An 18,296-nucleotide genomic window follows, 5' to 3' on the forward strand; every position below is an offset into this window, starting at 1 on the left:
TATCTCTTTATTTTTATCTTCCTTACACATAATAATTAGCCCCCAAATTTTCTGTTTGTTCTTTATTAGAACATATTATTGCACAATTTAGAATAAAATACAACTGTTCCAATAAAGAACATAAGGTTGGTGTTATTATGAAATTAATACTTGATTCCGAGGAACGCAATATTGCGGGTTCCAGGGTTAAAATCGCCAGACTAAAAAACAATATGACACAACAGGAACTTGCGGCTAAACTCGAAACACTTGCCGTCTATATTGACAGAGCAAGTATTTCAAAAATTGAACAGCGCAAAAGAATAATTACTGATATTGAACTTTTAGCCTTATCCCAAGTGCTAAATGTAAGTGTCAGTTGGTTATTGGGTCTAGATAAATAAGTTTTTGTTCTAATACAGAACATTATAGTATATACCCTGCATCCCACAAAATTAACAACATTTATTCTTTGTCTTACAATTTTTCTTTTCATATCACCCCTATTTGCTTATCTCTTTTCATCACAACATAAAAAACACACCTTTCTATACTTTAACCCAGTATAAGAAAGGTGTGCCCCTTTCGGCTGTATACTTTGATATCACATATTTCCGTAGGTAATACAAGGGCAAATATTATTTTTTCTTTGCAATCAGTGTCCAGCGTATAGCCGTTTTTATTTTTTGTTCTTCATCTTGTCCATTTACCTGAACCTTTATATAGTATGGCCTCATATTAAATTTATAACAATTTTCTACAAGATACTCCGTTACCTGGATGAGAGCCTTTGTAACAGTATATGATGCTTTTACTCCTATGCAATCAACATGAACAATAGAATCACTTACAACATTTTTAATTACAGCCTCTGAAACTGCATTAACATTGCTGGTACCCGATACCTTTAGTACCTGTATGCTCATTATAAAATCCCTCCTTAATGTTTCAAGCATTATAGGAAGGGATTTCTCATAATTTCAAGTTTCTTGGTTTCTTACATTTATGTAATGAAGTATTAATTAAAATACTTCAAACCTATACTTCATTACGGAAGGAAGGAATTTGGTTAACCTCTCCTTCTCGTAATGAAGTACATGTTTAATACTTCATTACATGAGTTATTATAAAGCCCAAAAACTTTTTGTCAAATTTTCATGGCTCTTTTTTTTATTAAATTTTTGTTACATTTCATGAAAAATTTTTATCTAAAAATTTGATTTTATTTTATTTCCAAATATAATGCCGTCATCATTAAATACACCGCCAAATGGTGTTTGATTTTTATGTGTTATTTTATAATTAGAGGATAAATTTTTATGAAAGGACGATGGCAATGAATATAAATTTAATTATAGAAAACAAAATCAAATACGAAATGGGACAACTGTATAATTACCTAAATGAAATAGAGAATACTTATATATCATCTCAGATAACTGGGGAAAATTTAGTTAAATTTTATAACCTGAATGCAACTTATCAGTACGGCCACTGGCGATGTGTTTGTCCTTTTCACCAAGGAGCCTCCAATAAAACAGAATTTATCTTTAACGATAACGAAAAAAGTTTTACATGCTTTGCCTGTTGCATTAATTCAGGGATTTACTTCAAATGCTCTTAATGAAGCCAAAATATTTGCTGCAGTACATTTTGCTCATTTGAACCTTGCTTTTAATTCAATAAGTGATTATAGAGAAAAAATAAAGCAGAAAGTCATAAAAAGATATGAGGCAACAAAAAGTTTAGACATTAAGGATTATTATGATATCTCAATATTACCCGATAAATCTGCTTTACCGGTCAATACAGTAACGAGAAAACCAGATAATTCTTCTGTGAATAACAAAAATGAATTTCCTATTGAATCATCTTCGAAGAAAGATGCTGAACATAATATTTATATACAAGCGACAGAAGACGCAAAAAACAGTATATTGCTGCATGAAATCCTGTTAAATAAAGAACAGTTCAATTCAATTGATAAATTGCAGGATTTCATGCATAAAAAGTATTATATTTCTGGCGATATTATAGAAAAATATGGACTTATGTATTTTGACAGACAAAGCAAAAGTAAACTCACTCATCCTAATTTTTATGGGCTTAGTGACAGAGTAATATTTCCATTCAAAGACCATAAATCAGGCATAATAGCAGGACTACATTGCAGACTTGCCTCACACAAAAAAGGAGAAGAAAAAAGTAAACATAGTGCAAAATACTTAAATATTGTTGACTATGGCGAATTTAAAACTAAAGATAATGGGTATCAGTATTATGGTATAAAACCTTTTTCAATAGGACAGTTTTTGTTTAATTTGTTTGAAATTAAAAATAATAAAGTAACCAAATTATTGGTTACTGAAGGTGTTGCCGACTGCCTGAAACTGATATCCTTAGGATATATTAATGCCGTTTCCCCCGGTCAATCTAACCTGACTGACGAACAAATAAATCTGTTAAAACACTATTTTGGCTGTGAAATTGAAGTACTGCTCTTTTTTGATAATGATAATAATAACATCGGACAGTGTAATAGCATCCAAATAGCCTATAAGTTATGGAACAGTGGATTTAGAAAAATAAAAATTGTCCGCACCTTTCCCGGGCAAGGAAAGGATTTGACGGATGTCGCTGTTGCAATCCAGGATGATAACCAATAACTCTACTTCATTACGAGAAGGAGGGGTTAATAAAATAGTATTCGGTTTTTTGTGATGTATCCGTTTTACAGAACATTTCAGATGCCCAGTTGTACCGTCTTAAGCAGAAATTTGATATAGATACAATTAAAGAAATTGATGAGAAATGTACAAGAGAACAAATTATCAATATAGTGGGTAAGATAATAAATGGCATTCCGTTTGAACTTGATGAATATTTTTCTCCCGAAAAATTTACACCACCAACTTTAGTAGACGAAGATTTTAAACCAATCCTGGTTGAACCTGAAGATATGCCATTTTAGAATAAATTTATTGTAAAAATATTTGACTTTTATGTTTATCCTTTCCTACAATACTGTAAATCTTGGAAAGGAGTTGGTGCTGTATGAAAAATGAGAATCTTAAATCATAAATCAAAGGACTATTAAGTAATGTCGAGAAGGTGTTAGGTAAAGACTCTATTCAATACCAAAAATTGGATTACATTCTTGATATTTTAGTAACTGTTTATGAATGCAACTATGACAGTGAGAAGGATTTACTAGAAGAATCAAAGGCTCTTCTTGCAAAACTATCAAAAGAAATACCTGAACTATCACCTGAGCAGTTTAGAGAAAAATATCCAAGCATAAGTCAAATGATTGCTTATTTAGATGAATGGCTTACTAACTAATTATCTTACAAGGCTTTCCAGCAAGAAAACTGGAAAGTCTTTTTTATTCTTTTTTATTTAATAAGATAATGGGTAAGAAAATTGAATCTCTTCAATTGCTTTAAATTCTACTATGCAGTTTCTCATTCTAAGCCACCTGTACTCTAACCTATAATCCCCATTCACTTAAATTTTTTAATTTTAGAATCACTTTTATACCCCTTAACCCTTAAAACCGTTTCTAATCCTTTTACCTGTTCAAAACCTATGCATTTGCTCTGTTTTTAATGTGAAATGCTTGAATTCTAATAATTTATCTTACTTATTTTCTAATTAAGGAAACCGTTTCTAAAATCGGATTTTATACTTTGCGCTCCTGAAAAAAATTAATTTGTATAAAACAAAATAGGGAAAGAAACCGCAACAAAGCAATCTCTTCCCCTATTTTGCCCGTTTGCCAACTACATTCCCCAGAATGCACTTTAAATATAGCATATCCTAGAATTATTTGTAAAGAAGTATATCTTTAATTTTAGTTATCCTCATATTATAGTTCCTTTTAGTTCCTAACTTTTTATTCCAGTTCGTTTGAGAACATTTTATTAAGGCATAGAAAACAAAGAGAAAAGGGTAAAAACAGTTTAATCAAAATTTATAATATATTGCTTATTTATTGCATATATAGCCGAGAATAAATCAGAAAGTCTTAAACTCCACTATTTATTATGCCTATAGATTATCAAACATATTAAATATGTCGTCAGGTAGTTCATGTTGGTCACAACTATTATTTTCTTTCTCTTTGTTTTCTAGTATAATTTCTCCACATTCTTTTATTGCTTCTTTCACTACCTGTTTTATCATTTCCTCATCAAGACCTTTATCTCTTCCCCCTATATAACTTAACACCGCCTTAATTACATAATCTGTTTTGTACTTTTGTAAAGAAAGTATGTTATATACCTTAGCATCATCCTCCCTATCCATAGAAAATGAGAGGTTTATCCTTTTTATTGCCATAAACTCACCTTCTTAGTTCTCGCTCTAATAGGATTCATCCTGGTTGATTGTCTTGTCCATTTGAACACTTAACCTCTGGCCTCCTATGCTATAAAATTTACCTTCATAAATTAAAAGATTGCTTGATGATATTGGTTCAGTATTAGATTTAGTAAAACCAGATTCGCTAATATAACCTTCACTTGTTTTTGTACATTTGTTACCATTATCAAGGCCTAATAAAATCCTGTTTCTCATAACAATTCCTCCTACGTCCACTCCTTTTGCAAATAACGCTTCGGCTATTGGAAGAGTACCGAATATATCAGCATACATTGGAATGCCCACTACAGTAGCAAGCATCACTGCAAATGGATTATTACCTCCAACCACATTTTCTATGAATGACTGTGGAATCCAGTTATGAATAGCCGCCCCTATGCCTACACCGATTAATACATATAGCCAAACCCTTTTGATAATATCTCTGACCCGTTCCTTTGAATATGATATTCTTTCCTTACGAGTCATTTCAGGCACTTCCGCATCAACATTTTCAATTTCCCTTACATATCCTTCTACATATTTTTCAAGTCTAAACTTTTCTATTAAAGTTCCTCCAATAACTGCCAAAATTAAGCCTACTACAACATAGGCTATGGCAATTTTAAGACCGAAAAATGAAATTAACAACATTAATGACGCCAAATCTACCATTGGCGAAGATATTAAGAAAGAAAAGGTTATGCCTAAAGGCAATCCAGCCGAAGTAAAACCTATAAAAATTGGTATACTGGAGCAACTGCAAAAGGGAGTTATCGTACCAAGCAGTGCCCCAAGTATATTCCCTTTAATGCCTTTTATCTTTCCGAGAATCTTCTTTGTCCTCTCTGGCGGAAAATAACTCTGGATATAGGATATGACAAATATTAATAGTGATAATAATATAAATATTTTAATTGTATCGTATATAAAAAAGTGAATACTTCCGCCTATCCTTTCGCTAACAGGTAAACCAAATACTTTTTCCACAAGAAGTCTTACCAATTCTGAAAGCCATCTCATTTTTAATAGTTGGTCATTTAACCAACCGAATATCATGGCTAATATGTTCATATGAAAACATCCCCTTTACCCCTTACACACTTCAAGTTATTTTTCAACATGTTTGCACTTTTCAACTTCACTGCAATTCTCTTATTTTGATTAATTACATACCGCTTATCAAATCTGATTGTTCTTTACGCTCTGTATTAAATCCTCGACTTTTTCCTTAATTATATCTCTTGTTTTTCTGTAATCCTCTATTGGTCCGCCTGACGGGTCACTAAGCCCCCAATCTTCTATATGCTGGCATGGTACATAAGGGCATTCTACATTACATCCCATCGTTATTAATATATCTACTTCCGCCGGAATATCGCTTAATAGTTTCGGATGATGGTCACTCATATCCACTCCTGCTTCTTCCATTACCTGTACTGCTAGTGGCTTCACTTCAGGGTATTTTTCCGTCCCTGCCGAATATGCTTCTAATACGTCACTTTCCAACTTCTTTGCCCAACCTTCTGCCATTTGAGAACGGCAAGAGTTGTGGACACATACAAAAGCAACCTTCTTTTTCATTCGATACCACCTTTTTCTACAAGGTTATTGAAACCAATGCCTTGTACTATTTGCAATCCTGACCAATGTAAGCATGACCGGGACTTCAACCAATACCCCTACAACTGTTGCAAGAGCGGCTCCAGATTCCAGTCCAAAGAGTGAAATTGCCACTGCAACTGCAAGTTCAAAGAAATTGCTTGCTCCAATCATTCCCGCAGGTGCTGCAATATCATGGGGAAGTTTCCATATCTTTGCCCATCCATAAGCAATGAAGAATATAAAGAATGTCTGGATAATTAATGGTATGGCAATTAATATAATATGCAAGGGATTACTTAAAATTATTTCACCCTGGAACGAGAAAATAATTACTAAAGTGAGAAGCAAACCTACGATTGTTACATTATCAAATTTCTTGAGAAAAATGTTCTCGAAATACTCTATACTCTTATGTTTAATGATGTTCCTTCTAGTAAGGTACCCTCCTGCCAATGGAATAACAACAAACAGGATTGTTGATAATATCAGCGTGTCATAAGGAACGGTCACATTACTTACCCCTAATAGGAATGCAACAATTGGTGTAAATGCAAACAATATTATCAGGTCATTCACTGCTACCTGCACTAATGTATAAGCAGGGTCGCCTTTTGTCAGATAACTCCATACGAATACCATAGTGGTACATGGTGCGGCTCCTAATAATACTGCACCTGCAAGATAGTCTGTCGCTAAATCCGGACCAATCCACCTACTGAACACTACTTTCTAGAAAAACGCTGCAATAAGATACATTGTAAAAGGCTTGATAAGCCAGTTTGTTACACAAGTAACTATTAGTCCCTTCGGTTTTTTTGTTGCCCTGACAATGCTTGAAAAATCAATTTTCAGCATCATTGGGTAAATCATTAGCCATATGAGAATAGCAACAGGAATTGATACATTTGCATATTCAAATTTGCTTAAAGTTTCAGGGATTGAAGGAACTAATTGTCCTATTGCAACTCCTACTATAATGCATACTGCTACCCATACTGTAAGGTACTTTTCAAAAAAACCTAATCCTTTATTTTCTTGCATTGTTTCTTTGTCACTCAAGTTTTATGCCCCCTATCAATTTAAATTATCTTGTTCTTACTATATGATTATATTCAGTTATAATCATATAGTGACTAATTTAAAGTTTTTACAGAAAAATAACTAAAATCAGTTTTCTATTATTAATAATTTTCATTAATTGTTATTGCACTGCTCTCGAAGATACTTAAGAACCTGACTTTTATCTTCCCGTAGTTGCTCACATGTAAAGTTACTGTTTTTATATTTTTTAAGTGTCTCTATATCTCTTAACAATTGTGTATTTTCAGCCATCTTGTTTTTAATAAATTCATACAGTAGGTTATTTTCTTCAATAAACTTGTTATCTACTCTGTAATAGACCCATTGAGATTTCTTTTCACGGGTTATAATACCTGAAGTTTTTAATTTATTTAGATGTCTTGAAGCATTAGACTGCGTCATATCCAGCACTGTTTCTATCTCGCACACACAGAGTTCCTGTCTTATTAGCAAATTGAGTATTCTAATTCTGTTTTCATCTCCCAACGCTTTAAAGATTTCTATTAAATCCAATTTATCACCACCATATGATTATATTCAATTATACTCATATATATAATAGTTTTGATTTATTTCTCTGTCAACAATAAATACATTATCTTATAAATCAAAAAATATGTTTTTTATATTTATCACATAATTCAAGAATACGTTCCCATAACATACCCCAAACCTCCCCTACGATGTGAAAATCTAATTTTGGGAATAACTTTATTATTTTAGAACCAACTTTATTATCATAGAGTCAACTTTATTATTTCTAAAACATTTTCCTTATTCCTTTTCCCTAAAAATCCATACCCCTAACTATGTATATTTAAAATAAACTCCACTCCACCCCCCACACCCTCAAACCCTTATGCCTTCTCGCCTTGAACCTATTTCCCTATTTCTTTCCAGATAATAAAGTCCGCTCTATTTTCTCATATTTTTATCCCATTTAATAACATGTTTTCCTTAATTCTTGTAACAATTTTTAAAATAAAGTTGGTTCTTTTTAGGGGTAAGGTGCAAGTGAAAAGGTATAAGGTTGCATTTTCCCATGTTCTTTTTCTAATCTTTTTATCAATCCTGGTATCAATATTTCTCTCAATACTATAATCAATACTCTCCTTAATCCCTTTAAAATCAATGCCTTTAGCCTTATTCCTTACTCCTTAACCCTAACATACACCTTAGCCCCTTCCCCTGTAAAAAAAGCAAACCCCGCAGCAAAACAAGATTTCTCTTGCATCTACCGCGAGGTTTTGGAACAAACTTTATTTTTATAGAGCGAAGTTTATTATTACGGAGTGGAGTTTATTTGAATTATACACATAGAACAACCTCCAATAAGTATTATTCAAAAACCAGAAAAAAAGCTCTCATTTGAGAGCTTTTGATGGGGATACCGGGTTTTGCCATAAAACTTGGCCGTACTTGATACGCTCTCCCATATATTTGATTTCCCCATGCATTCTTTGCAACGATGGATTAAATTTATTGTCAAGAATTTATCGGATTTAATTGCCGATATCCGACTCGCCAACTATTACCTCTTCAAGAGCTGCGCCCGGCGGAACCATTGGCCATACCTTAAGATCCCTGTCTATCTCGCAGTTTATAACGACGGGCCTTCCAAGACTCATAGCCTCTTTTAAAGTGCTTTCAACCTGAGATTCTTCTGTCAGGTTAAAACCAACTGCTCCAAAGGCTTCAGCCAGTTTAACAAAATCTGTGCAGCGGTCAAGAGTAGTCTGGGAATACCTGCCATCATAGAACATGTTCTGCCACTGGCGAACCATACCCAGAGCATGGTTATTCATTATAACCACAATTACAGGAACATTGTACTCAACCGCAGTTGCAAGCTCGTTCAGATTCATCCTGAAGCTCCCGTCTCCGGCTATATTGAACACTTTTTTACTCGGACGGGCAATGGACGCTCCAATAGATGCGCCAAGGCCAAAGCCCATGGTTCCAAGGCCTCCGGAGCTTATGAATAAACGAGGCTTAGTAAATTTATAATACTGGGCAGTCCATATCTGATGCTGTCCTACCTCTGTGGCAATAATTGCATTCCCATTGGTCAGCTCATAAATCTTATTCAGTATGTACTGCGGCGATAAACCGTTGCCTGAATATTGGAGAGGGTATTTTTGTTTCAGGTCTTTAATAAATCTCAGCCACTGGGAACGATCCTTTGTCACGATACCTTTATTGAGTCTTTTTAAGACTTCCTTGGCATCCCCGATTATGTGGTGCTCCGCAATAACGTTTTTATTGACCTCTGCCTCGTCAATATCTATATGAAGTATCTTGGCATTGGGAGCAAACCTGTCAAGCCTGCTAATAACCCTGTCGCTGAACCGAGCCCCTACGGCAATGAGCAGATCGCACTGGGTAACGGCAAGATTGGACGTCTTAGTGCCATGCATGCCAACCATTCCCGTATAAAGGTCGTGGGTGGCTGGAAATGCTCCCATTCCCATAAGGCTCAATGTAACTGGAGAATTAAGCTTTTCAGCAAGTTCCAGAAGCTCCTCGGAAGCTTCGGAGGAACACACTCCTCCGCCTGCATATATAATTGGCTTTTTGCTTTCATTAATAAGCTCCAGAGCTTTTTCAACATCTTCATCCCTTATGGTTCCGATGCATCTCACAGACTCTTCCTTCTGTTGAGGCTCATACTCCGCAAACTGAGCTGTTATATCCTTTGGTATGTCAATAAGTACAGGTCCCGGACGGCCTTCCTTTGCAATTTTAAATGCTTTTCTTACTATATCTGCAAGATCGTTTACATTCCTCACTACAAAATTATGTTTTGTAATGGGCATGGTAATACCGGTAATATCAACTTCCTGAAAACTGTCCTTTCCAAGGAGGTTGGACGCAACATTGCCAGTAATTGCAACCATGGGTATGGAATCCATATATGCCGTTGCAATACCTGTTACAAGGTTTGTTGCTCCGGGGCCCGAAGTTGCAAGGCAAACTCCCACCTTGCCTGAAGCTCTTGCATAGCCGTCGGCAGCATGAGCAGCACCCTGCTCATGGGAAGTCAAGATATGCCTTATTTTGTCCTGGTATTTGTATAATGCGTCGTATATATGTAAAACTGCCCCTCCAGGAAAGCCAAATATGGTATCTACTCCCTGCTCCAAAAGACAGTTAATCAGTATTTCAGCACCTGTCATCCGCATGTCAAATCCTCCTTGCAGCCTATTTTGGTTGAACTAAGGATTAAATCTTCAATACCGCCCCTTCGCTTGCTGATGTAACCATTTTCGCATAGCGGGCAAGGTATCCTGTGTTAACTTTTGGAGGCGGGCATTTCCACTCTGCTTTTCTTCTTTCCAGTTCTTCATCCGAAACCTCCAGAGTAAGGGTACAGGCATTCATATCAATTGAAATAATGTCCCCGTCTTTAACAAGGGCAATGGGACCGCCTTCGGCAGCTTCGGGAGAAACATGGCCAATGCTGGCTCCTCTTGTAGCACCGCTGAACCGTCCGTCGGTTATTAATGCTACATCGGCATCCAGCCCCATTCCGGCAAGAGCTGATGTGGGCATGAGCATTTCTCTCATACCGGGTCCTCCCTTAGGACCTTCATACCTTATTACTACAACCTCTCCCTTGTTGATGCTGCCTGAAAGAATTGCCTTTATAACTTCTTCTTCAGAATCAAAAACCCTGGCTGGCCCCTTATGAACAAGCATATTCTCAGCAACGGCGCTTCTCTTTACAACACTGCCCTTAGGCGCAAGATTTCCTTTGAGAACAGCAATGCCTCCAGTTTGTGAGTAAGGGTTGTCATTTGGCCTGATAACCTTGGTATTAAGGTTTTCGGCATTCTTAATGTTTTCTCCGATGGTTTTGCATGTTACGGTAAGGCAGTCTTCTTCTATGAGGTCCTTTTTGGACAGCTCTTTCATAACAGCTGAAATACCTCCTGCAGCATTAAGGTCCTCAACGAAGTGATTTCCTGCAGGAGCAAGCTTGCATAAATTGGGAGTCTTTTCGCTGATGGAGTTTGCCATATCCAGATCAAAAGGAATTCCAGCCTCGAAAGCTATAGCCGGCAGGTGCAGCATGCTGTTTGTGCTGCAGCCCAGTGCCATGTCTACGGTAAGGGCATTCTTGAAAGCTTTTTCTGTGAGAATATCTCTGGGCTTAATATCCTTTTCAACAAGCTCCATAATTTTCATGCCTGCCTTTTTTGCAAGGCGAAGCCTTTCAGAATACACCGCAGGTATTGTGCCGTTGCCAGGAAGAGCCATACCTATTGCCTCGCAGAGGCAATTCATGCTGTTAGCGGTAAACATACCGGAACATGAACCGCAGCTAGGGCAAGCGGTATTTTCAAGGTCGGAAAGCTCTTCTTCTGTCATTTTCCCGGCCTTGACCGCTCCAACGGCCTCAAACATATTTGTAAGGCTTACTCCCTCTGCGCAGGTGCGCCCAGCCAGCATGGGGCCGCCACTAACAACAATGGTGGGAATGTTAACGCGAGCCGCTCCCATAAGCATTCCGGGAACAATCTTATCGCAGTTTGGTATAAGCACAAGACCGTCAAAGCCATGAGCAAGCGCCATGGATTCGACACTGTCTGCAATAAGCTCACGGGAAGCAAGGGAATAATGCATTCCAATATGCCCCATAGCTATACCATCGCATACTCCTATTGACGGAAACTCAATGGGTGTGCCTCCGGCGATACGTACACCGGCTTTTACGGCTTCTCCTATTTTATCAAGGTGCATGTGCCCCGGTACAACTTCACTTTTGGCATTTACAATACCAATTAAGGGACGTTTTATTTCTTCATCCGTAAGGCCCAGGGATTTTAAAAGTGATCTGTGAGGAGCCCTCTCAAGACCTGATTTAACTGCATGGCTGCGCATATTTTCACGCCCTTCCTTAACTCAATGGTTTAGATTTTGAATATAAAATGTATTAAAAAGATTTAATGTAGTGCTTTTCTTATGGATTTCCACGTTTAAAGATTTTTTACTTTATGATAGATCCCATTATTATTTATAAAGATTAATTAACCGCTGCTGACCATTTTGGGAGAAAACGCTGTCTTGCGTTTTTGCTCCCAAAAATGTTTGTATTATTCAATGAAGCTTACTATAAGCTCTCCCATCTTAGTTGTGCCAACAAGAGTTTTACCCGGGCTCATAATATCTCCTGTTCTGTAGCCCTCTTCAAGAACCCTGTCAACAGCAAGTTCAATGGCCTTTGCTTCCTTTGGAAGGTTCAGGGTATATTTAAGCATCATTGCCGCAGAAAGGATGGTGGCAATGGGGTTTGCCTTATCCTGACCCGCAATGTCAGGGGCTGAGCCATGTACAGGTTCATAGAGTCCAAAACTTCCCTCGCCAAGGCTTGCTGAAGGCAGCATGCCTATTGAGCCTGTAATCATGCTTGCCTCATCGGACAATATATCTCCAAACATATTGGTGGTAACAATTACGTCAAACTGGTTGGGGTTTCTTACAAGCTGCATTGAAGCGTTGTCAACGTACATGTGCTCAAGGGAAACATTAGGATAATCTTTTGAAACCCTTTCAACAACCTCACGCCAGAGCCTTGAGCTTTCCAATATATTTGCCTTGTCCACACTTGTAACCTTGCGGTTTCTCTTTAAAGCTATATCAAAGGCAATGCGGGCTATGCGCTCAACTTCTCCTACACTGTAGGTTTCGGTATCAAAAGCCTCAGGGCCCATTTTTCCGTTTTCTCTTATTCCTCTTTCTCCGAAATAAATGCCTCCGGTAAGCTCACGCACAACCATTATGTCAATTCCGTCGCCAACAATCTCAGGCCTTAACGGACATGCATCCTTAAGCTCTTTATTAAGTACAGCCGTCCTTAAATTTGCGTAAAGCCCAAGCTTGCCTCTAAGGCCCAAAAGAGCTTTTTCAGGTCTTTTATCCCCGGGAAGCGTATCCCATTTGGGGCCACCCACAGCTCCCAGAAGCACCGCATTGCTGTTTCTGCAGCCTTCAACAGTCTCCTCAGGAAGAGGTTCGCCTGTTGCGTCAATGGCGCATCCGCCAGCCAGATATTTGGAATACTCAAAAGTATGACCGTAAATTGAACCAATTTTATCAAGAACCCGGATGGTCTGTTCAACCACTTCCGGGCCAATCCCGTCACCGGGAATTACTGCAATTTTATAGTTCATGGGATATCCTCCGCTATTTTGAAATTTTTATAAATCATCTGTGGCTTTGGACTTAAGGTAATTTACAAGACCATCCGCCGCCATAATTTTTTTCATGAACTCAGGAAACGCCTGTGCTTTGAAGGTGCTTCCCTTTGTTACATTCCTGATGATTCCCGAATCGAAATCAACCTCAACCTCATCACCGGCCTCAATTCCCTCGACAGCAGCTTCACACTCGAGGATTGGAAGTCCTATGTTAATGGCATTGCGATAGAATATCCGGGCAAAGGTTGATGCAATTACACAGGATATGCCGGACGCCTTAATGGATATTGGCGCATGCTCGCGGGATGAGCCGCAGCCAAAGTTCCTTCCGGCAACAATAATGTCTCTCGGCTTAACGTTTTTAACAAAATCCTTATCTATATCCTCCATGCAGTGAAGTGCCAGTTCCTTAGGATCCGAGGTATTAAGGTAACGGGCAGGTATAATGACATCAGTATCTACGTTATCTCCATATCTAAAAACCTTGCCTTTTGCTTTCATAAATTCTCCTCCTTAAAATTTAACCTGCCGGGATAACCTTTAAGGATACCCTTTTGGGCAGCAAGCCTCCGATGCTATAGGAGCGTTGCTCAATCACGCTTTAATATGGTATCAGGATCAGTGATTTTGCCTGTTATGGCAGACGCTGCTGCTACGGCGGGACTTGCAAGATACACCTCGGATTCCGGGTGTCCCATACGTCCTACAAAGTTGCGGTTGGTGGTGGAAATGGCTCTTTCCCCCTTGGCAAGTATGCCCATGTGCCCGCCAAGGCAGGGTCCGCAGGTAGGTGTTGATACTACAGCACCCGCTTTAACCATGTCCTGGATAAGACCCTCTTTCAGAGCTTCAAGATAAATATTCTGGGTGCCGGGGAATACAATAACCCTTACCCCTTTCTTTACCTTGTTGCCTTTAAGGATTCTTGCGGCAGCCCTTAAATCTTCCATACGGCCATTTGTGCAGGAGCCGATTACTACCTGGTCAATTTCAACTTCCCCGACTTCATCAATGGTCCTTGTATTGTCAGGAAGATGCGGGAAGGCAACTGTTGGCCTAATCTCTCCCAAATCAATCTCATAAACCTCATCATAAACTGCGTCAGGGTCAGGCTCATATACAGTAAATGGCTTTGTGGAGTGTTTCTTCACATAATCAAGGGTTATATCATCCACAATGAATATGCCGTTCTTGGCACCTGCTTCTATTGCCATGTTTGCCATTGTGAAGCGGTCGTCCATGGTCAGGTTCTTAACCCCGTCCCCTACAAACTCCATGGATTTGTAAAGGGCACCGTCCACACCTATCATGCCAATGATGTGCAAAATAACGTCCTTTCCGGATGCCCAACCTTGAGGCTTGCCCTTCAGAACAAACTTTATGGCAGAGGGTACCTTGAACCAGCACTTTCCGGTAGCCATGCCGGCAGCCATGTCAGTGCTGCCGATACCTGTTGAGAATGCGCCTAAAGCTCCGTATGTACAGGTGTGGGAGTCAGCACCTATAATAAGGTCCCCGGGTACTGCCAGACCCTTTTCAGGAATAAGGCAGTGCTCAATTCCCATTTCGCCTATCTCAAAATAGTTTTCAATATCCATTTTCTTTGCAAAACAGCGGATCATTTTGCACTGCTCTGCAGCTTTAATGTCTTTGTTGGGTGTAAAATGGTCTGGTACAATTGCAACCTTGCTTTTATCAAAAACCCTTGTAAATCCGGTCTTTTCAAACTCCTTAACTGCGACAGGAGTGGTGATATCATTTCCCAGCACCAGGTCCAGTTGTGCTTCGATTAATTGTCCCGGCTCAACCTTGTCAAGACCTGCGTGAGCCGCGAGAATTTTCTGCGACATTGTCATACCCATTTTAAATTTCCCCCTGTCATAAATAAACTTTTATCTTCTTTTCAAGTTCTTTTAACAGCTTATATTCTATTGAATCCACAAGGGCTATCCAGCTTGCTTCTATTATGTCGGTGGATACACCTACGGTGGTCCATACCGATTCTCCATCCGTTGATTCAATTAATACTCGAACCTTTGCCGCAGTGGCCTTATTGGAGTCAATGACGCGCACTTTAAAGTCGGTCAGGTGCACATGTGACAGTTCAGGATAAAAGACTTCAAGAGCTTTTCTTAACGCCCTGTCAAGAGCATGCACAGGACCGTTCCCTTCTGCGGCGGTAATTTCGGATCTACCGTCCACCTTAACCTTAATAAGGGCTGATGCTGATGGTCCTGTCTGGCTTGGCTGCTCTGTCATGAGCTTGAAAGTCTCAAGCTCAAAGAAGGGCTTGTATTTTCCAAGCTGCTTTCTTATTACCAGTTCAAAGGTGCTTTCAGCTCCCTCAAACTGATATCCCTGATGCTCAAGCTCTTTAAGACGGTTAATGATTTCTTCGGCCTCACGTGACTCCTTACTGATGGACGGATTAATCTCACGGATTTTGTCAAGGATAGTATTTCTTCCCGCCACCTCGGACATCAAGAATCTGCGCTTATTGCCTACAAGGGATGGATCAATATGCTCAAAGGAGCTTGAAGCTTTGCAGACACCGTCAATATGCATGCCTCCCTTATGAGCAAAGGCGCTGTTTCCTACATAGGGCTCCCGTTCACTTAAGGTTATGTTGGCAATTTCGGCAATCTTTCTGGCGGTAAAGGTTAAGTTTACAAGCTGTTCTTGCGGTATGCACATTATATTCTTTTTAAGCTGCAGGTTTGGAATTATAGTACTTAAATTTGCATTTCCGCACCTTTCGCCAAAGCCTATATAGGTACCCTGAACATGGGTTGCTCCTGCCTCCACCGCCATGATGGAATTGGCAACAGCCATGCCCCCGTCATTATGGGTGTGTATGCCTATTTGCACATCGCCGAAGGCTTCCTTAACGGTTTTAACAATCTCGTAAACCTCGCTTGGGAAGCATCCTCCGTTGGTATCGCAGAGAACAAGGCAGTCGGCTCCGCCTTCCACCGCTGCCGAAAGAGCCTTCATGGCATATTCACGATTGCTTTTATAGCCGTCAAAGAAATGCTCGGCGTCAAAAATCACTTCTTTTCCTTTTTCCTTCATGAAGGCAATGGTTTCGGAAATCATTCTGAGGTTTTCCTCAAGGGTGGTTTTTATAACATTGGTCACATGAAAATCCCAGCTCTTGCCGAAGATTGCAACAACAGGAGTGTTGGCAGATAACAGGGACATTACGTTTTTATCGTCCTTGGCACTTATATCCCTGCGCCTTGTGCTGCCAAAGGCGACCAGCTTTGCGTTCTTCAGGGTAACGCCCTGCATACGGTTGAAAAACTCTATATCCTTGGGATTTGAACCGGGATTTCCCGCCTCAATATATGCAACTCCCAGGTTATCCAGGGCTTTCACTATTTTAAGTTTGTCTTCCACCGAAAAGGATATCCCCTCTGCCTGGGCTCCGTCACGTAGAGTGGAATCAAATATGTCAACTTTCTGCTGCATCAGCATTGCCTCCTCTCCTGTCATGCTTACAGCTGTTCCTCAAGCTTCTCCTGGTAAATCATCTTATTAATTGCATTAAGATAGGAAAGAACGCTTGCCTCAAACACGTCGGTACTGACTCCCTTGCCGGTATAGAGCCTGGTATCGCGGCGAAGCTTGACATAGGCTTCACCCTGGGCATCCTGGCCATCGGTTACCGACTTTAGCTGATAATCTTCAAGGCTGAATGTAACACCGACAATTTTGTCAATGGCATTAAAGGCCGCATCAATGGGACCGTCGCCGGTTGCTACCTCTTCTATAACCTTGGGTTCGCCATTTTGCTTGATGACCCTTACATTAGCGGTAGCTGTAATGGTATTGCCGGTGTTTATAACAAACCGGTCAAGCTTATAGGTTTCGGGAATTTCAATGGCCTTATTGGACAGGAGTGCTTCAATGTCTGCATCCTGAACCACTTTCTTCTTATCAGCCAGAATCTTGAATTTTTCAAAGGCAGCATCCAGCTCTTCCTTGGAAAGTGTATAGCCCAAAACTTTCAGGCGATCATCGAATGCATGGCGTCCGGAATGCTTGCCTAAAACCATGGTGTTTTTGGAAAGCCCTATGGATTCGGGTGTCATTATTTCATAGGTGCTCTTTTCAGCCAATACTCCATGCTGATGGATGCCTGACTCATGAGCAAAGGCATTTGCTCCTACAATGGCCTTGTTGGGCTGTACCGAAACACCTGTAATGCTGCTGATAAGCTTGGATGAACGGTATATTTGGGTGGTTTCCACACGGCATGTGGTATTGAACATGTCATTTCTGGTCTTCATTGCCATGACGATTTCTTCAAGAGCCGCGTTTCCTGCACGCTCTCCGATGCCGTTTATGGTGCATTCCACCTGGGTTGCCCCTGCCTTTACGGCAGCAAGGGTATTTGCAACAGCCATTCCCAGGTCATTGTGGCAATGTACTGAAATTATGGCCTTATCTATATTGGGAACATTATTTTTAAGGTACTGAATGAGATCATAGAATTCGTCAGGGGTGGTGTAGCCCACTGTATCCGGAACATTTATAACAGTTGCGCCTGCATTTATTGCCGTCTCAAACACCCGGCAAAGAAATTCGCGATTGCTTCTTGTGGCATCCTCTGCCGAGAATTCCACTTCAGAGCAATAATTTTTGGCATAGGCAACCATTTTCTTTGTGCGTTCCAGAACTTCGTCGGGGGTCATCCTTAATTTATATTTCATATGTATGTCGGATGTTGCCAAAAAGGTGTGAATACGCGGATTAACCGCTCCCTTTAAAGCTTCTGTCGACCTGTCTATATCCTTTTCCACTGCTCTTGAAAGGCTTGCCACAGTACAGTCCTTAATGGTTTCGGCAATAGCCTTGACTGACTGGAAGTCACCCGGTGACGCTATGGCAAACCCGGCTTCAATGACATCCACCTTCAGGCGTTCCAATTGCCTTGCAACCTCAATTTTTTCCTGAAGGTTCATGCTGCAACCGGGAGACTGCTCACCGTCTCTTAAGGTTGTATCGAAAATATATATCCGTCCTGCCATAATGCTCCTTTCCGCTGGTTTAAGCTTACAAATTGTT

Annotated in this window: 16 protein-coding genes and 1 pseudogene; 4 read left to right on the forward strand and 13 right to left on the reverse strand. The window is 39.6% G+C overall.

Annotated elements, in window-relative coordinates; translation table 11 throughout:
* Nucleotides 1-137: 137 nt before the first annotated feature.
* Complete coding sequence (locus V6C21_RS07490) at nt 138-383, forward strand: helix-turn-helix domain-containing protein (protein WP_463210014.1); 246 nt, start codon at nt 138-140, stop codon at nt 381-383.
* Nucleotides 384-617: 234 nt separating this feature from the next.
* Here V6C21_RS07490 and V6C21_RS07495 read toward each other — a convergent pair whose 3' ends face one another.
* On the reverse strand, nt 618-905 hold the full coding sequence (locus V6C21_RS07495; protein WP_463210016.1) for a stage V sporulation protein S: 288 nt from the start codon (nt 903-905) through the stop codon (nt 618-620).
* 546 nt (nt 906-1,451) lie between these two features.
* Between V6C21_RS07495 and V6C21_RS07500 the strand changes: the two genes are divergently transcribed.
* From V6C21_RS07500 to V6C21_RS07510, 3 genes are all read left to right on the forward strand, one after another.
* A complete protein-coding gene (locus tag V6C21_RS07500) occupies nt 1,452-2,645 on the forward strand; it encodes a toprim domain-containing protein (protein WP_479268712.1) in 1,194 nt (397 codons plus the stop codon).
* A gap of 89 nt (nt 2,646-2,734) precedes the next feature.
* Entirely contained in the window at nt 2,735-2,950 is a 216-nt protein-coding gene (locus V6C21_RS07505) for a hypothetical protein (RefSeq protein WP_479268713.1), read from the forward strand.
* A 173-nt stretch (nt 2,951-3,123) separates the two neighbouring features.
* Nucleotides 3,124-3,321 (forward strand): hypothetical protein, encoded by a 198-nt coding sequence (locus V6C21_RS07510; protein WP_479268714.1) that lies wholly within the window; start codon nt 3,124-3,126, stop codon nt 3,319-3,321.
* Between the two features lie 708 nt (nt 3,322-4,029).
* On the opposite strand, the gene V6C21_RS07515 is transcribed toward V6C21_RS07510, so the two are convergent.
* From V6C21_RS07515 to V6C21_RS07570, 12 genes and pseudogenes are all read right to left on the reverse strand, one after another.
* Entirely contained in the window at nt 4,030-4,320 is a 291-nt protein-coding gene (locus tag V6C21_RS07515; protein ID WP_479268715.1) for a hypothetical protein, read from the reverse strand.
* Between the two features lie 24 nt (nt 4,321-4,344).
* Nucleotides 4,345-5,415 (reverse strand): permease, encoded by a 1,071-nt coding sequence (locus tag V6C21_RS07520; RefSeq protein ID WP_479268716.1) that lies wholly within the window; start codon nt 5,413-5,415, stop codon nt 4,345-4,347.
* A gap of 108 nt (nt 5,416-5,523) precedes the next feature.
* Nucleotides 5,524-5,925, reverse strand: coding sequence for an arsenate reductase ArsC (locus V6C21_RS07525; protein WP_479268717.1), 402 nt, complete (start codon nt 5,923-5,925; stop codon nt 5,524-5,526).
* 24 nt (nt 5,926-5,949) lie between these two features.
* Nucleotides 5,950-6,987, reverse strand: a pseudogene (gene arsB, locus V6C21_RS07530) (ACR3 family arsenite efflux transporter).
* A gap of 153 nt (nt 6,988-7,140) precedes the next feature.
* Nucleotides 7,141-7,539 carry an ArsR/SmtB family transcription factor gene (locus V6C21_RS07535; protein WP_479268718.1) on the reverse strand — a complete coding sequence of 133 codons (399 nt, stop codon included), beginning with the start codon at nt 7,537-7,539 and terminating at the stop codon, nt 7,141-7,143.
* Nucleotides 7,540-8,528: 989 nt separating this feature from the next.
* Complete coding sequence (gene ilvB, locus V6C21_RS07540; protein ID WP_479268719.1) at nt 8,529-10,208, reverse strand: biosynthetic-type acetolactate synthase large subunit; 1,680 nt, start codon at nt 10,206-10,208, stop codon at nt 8,529-8,531.
* Nucleotides 10,209-10,248: 40 nt separating this feature from the next.
* Nucleotides 10,249-11,910 carry a dihydroxy-acid dehydratase gene (ilvD, locus tag V6C21_RS07545; protein ID WP_479268720.1) on the reverse strand — a complete coding sequence of 554 codons (1,662 nt, stop codon included), beginning with the start codon at nt 11,908-11,910 and terminating at the stop codon, nt 10,249-10,251.
* Between the two features lie 212 nt (nt 11,911-12,122).
* Complete coding sequence (gene leuB, locus V6C21_RS07550; RefSeq protein ID WP_479268721.1) at nt 12,123-13,199, reverse strand: 3-isopropylmalate dehydrogenase; 1,077 nt, start codon at nt 13,197-13,199, stop codon at nt 12,123-12,125.
* 27 nt (nt 13,200-13,226) lie between these two features.
* On the reverse strand, nt 13,227-13,727 hold the full coding sequence (gene leuD, locus V6C21_RS07555) for a 3-isopropylmalate dehydratase small subunit (protein ID WP_479268722.1): 501 nt from the start codon (nt 13,725-13,727) through the stop codon (nt 13,227-13,229).
* Nucleotides 13,728-13,816: 89 nt separating this feature from the next.
* Nucleotides 13,817-15,088 carry a 3-isopropylmalate dehydratase large subunit gene (gene leuC, locus V6C21_RS07560; RefSeq protein WP_479268723.1) on the reverse strand — a complete coding sequence of 424 codons (1,272 nt, stop codon included), beginning with the start codon at nt 15,086-15,088 and terminating at the stop codon, nt 13,817-13,819.
* A 16-nt stretch (nt 15,089-15,104) separates the two neighbouring features.
* Entirely contained in the window at nt 15,105-16,697 is a 1,593-nt protein-coding gene (cimA, locus tag V6C21_RS07565) for a citramalate synthase (protein ID WP_479268724.1), read from the reverse strand.
* A 26-nt stretch (nt 16,698-16,723) separates the two neighbouring features.
* Nucleotides 16,724-18,259: a 2-isopropylmalate synthase gene (locus V6C21_RS07570; protein WP_479268725.1), complete on the reverse strand. Its 1,536-nt coding sequence runs from the start codon at nt 18,257-18,259 to the stop codon at nt 16,724-16,726.
* Between the last annotated feature and the right edge of the window lie 37 nt (nt 18,260-18,296).

The sequence above is a fragment of the [Clostridium] cellulosi genome, assembly GCF_036762875.1.
In the GTDB taxonomy this organism is placed as follows: Bacteria; Bacillota; Clostridia; order Oscillospirales; family Ethanoligenentaceae; genus Ruminiclostridium_D; species Ruminiclostridium_D cellulosi.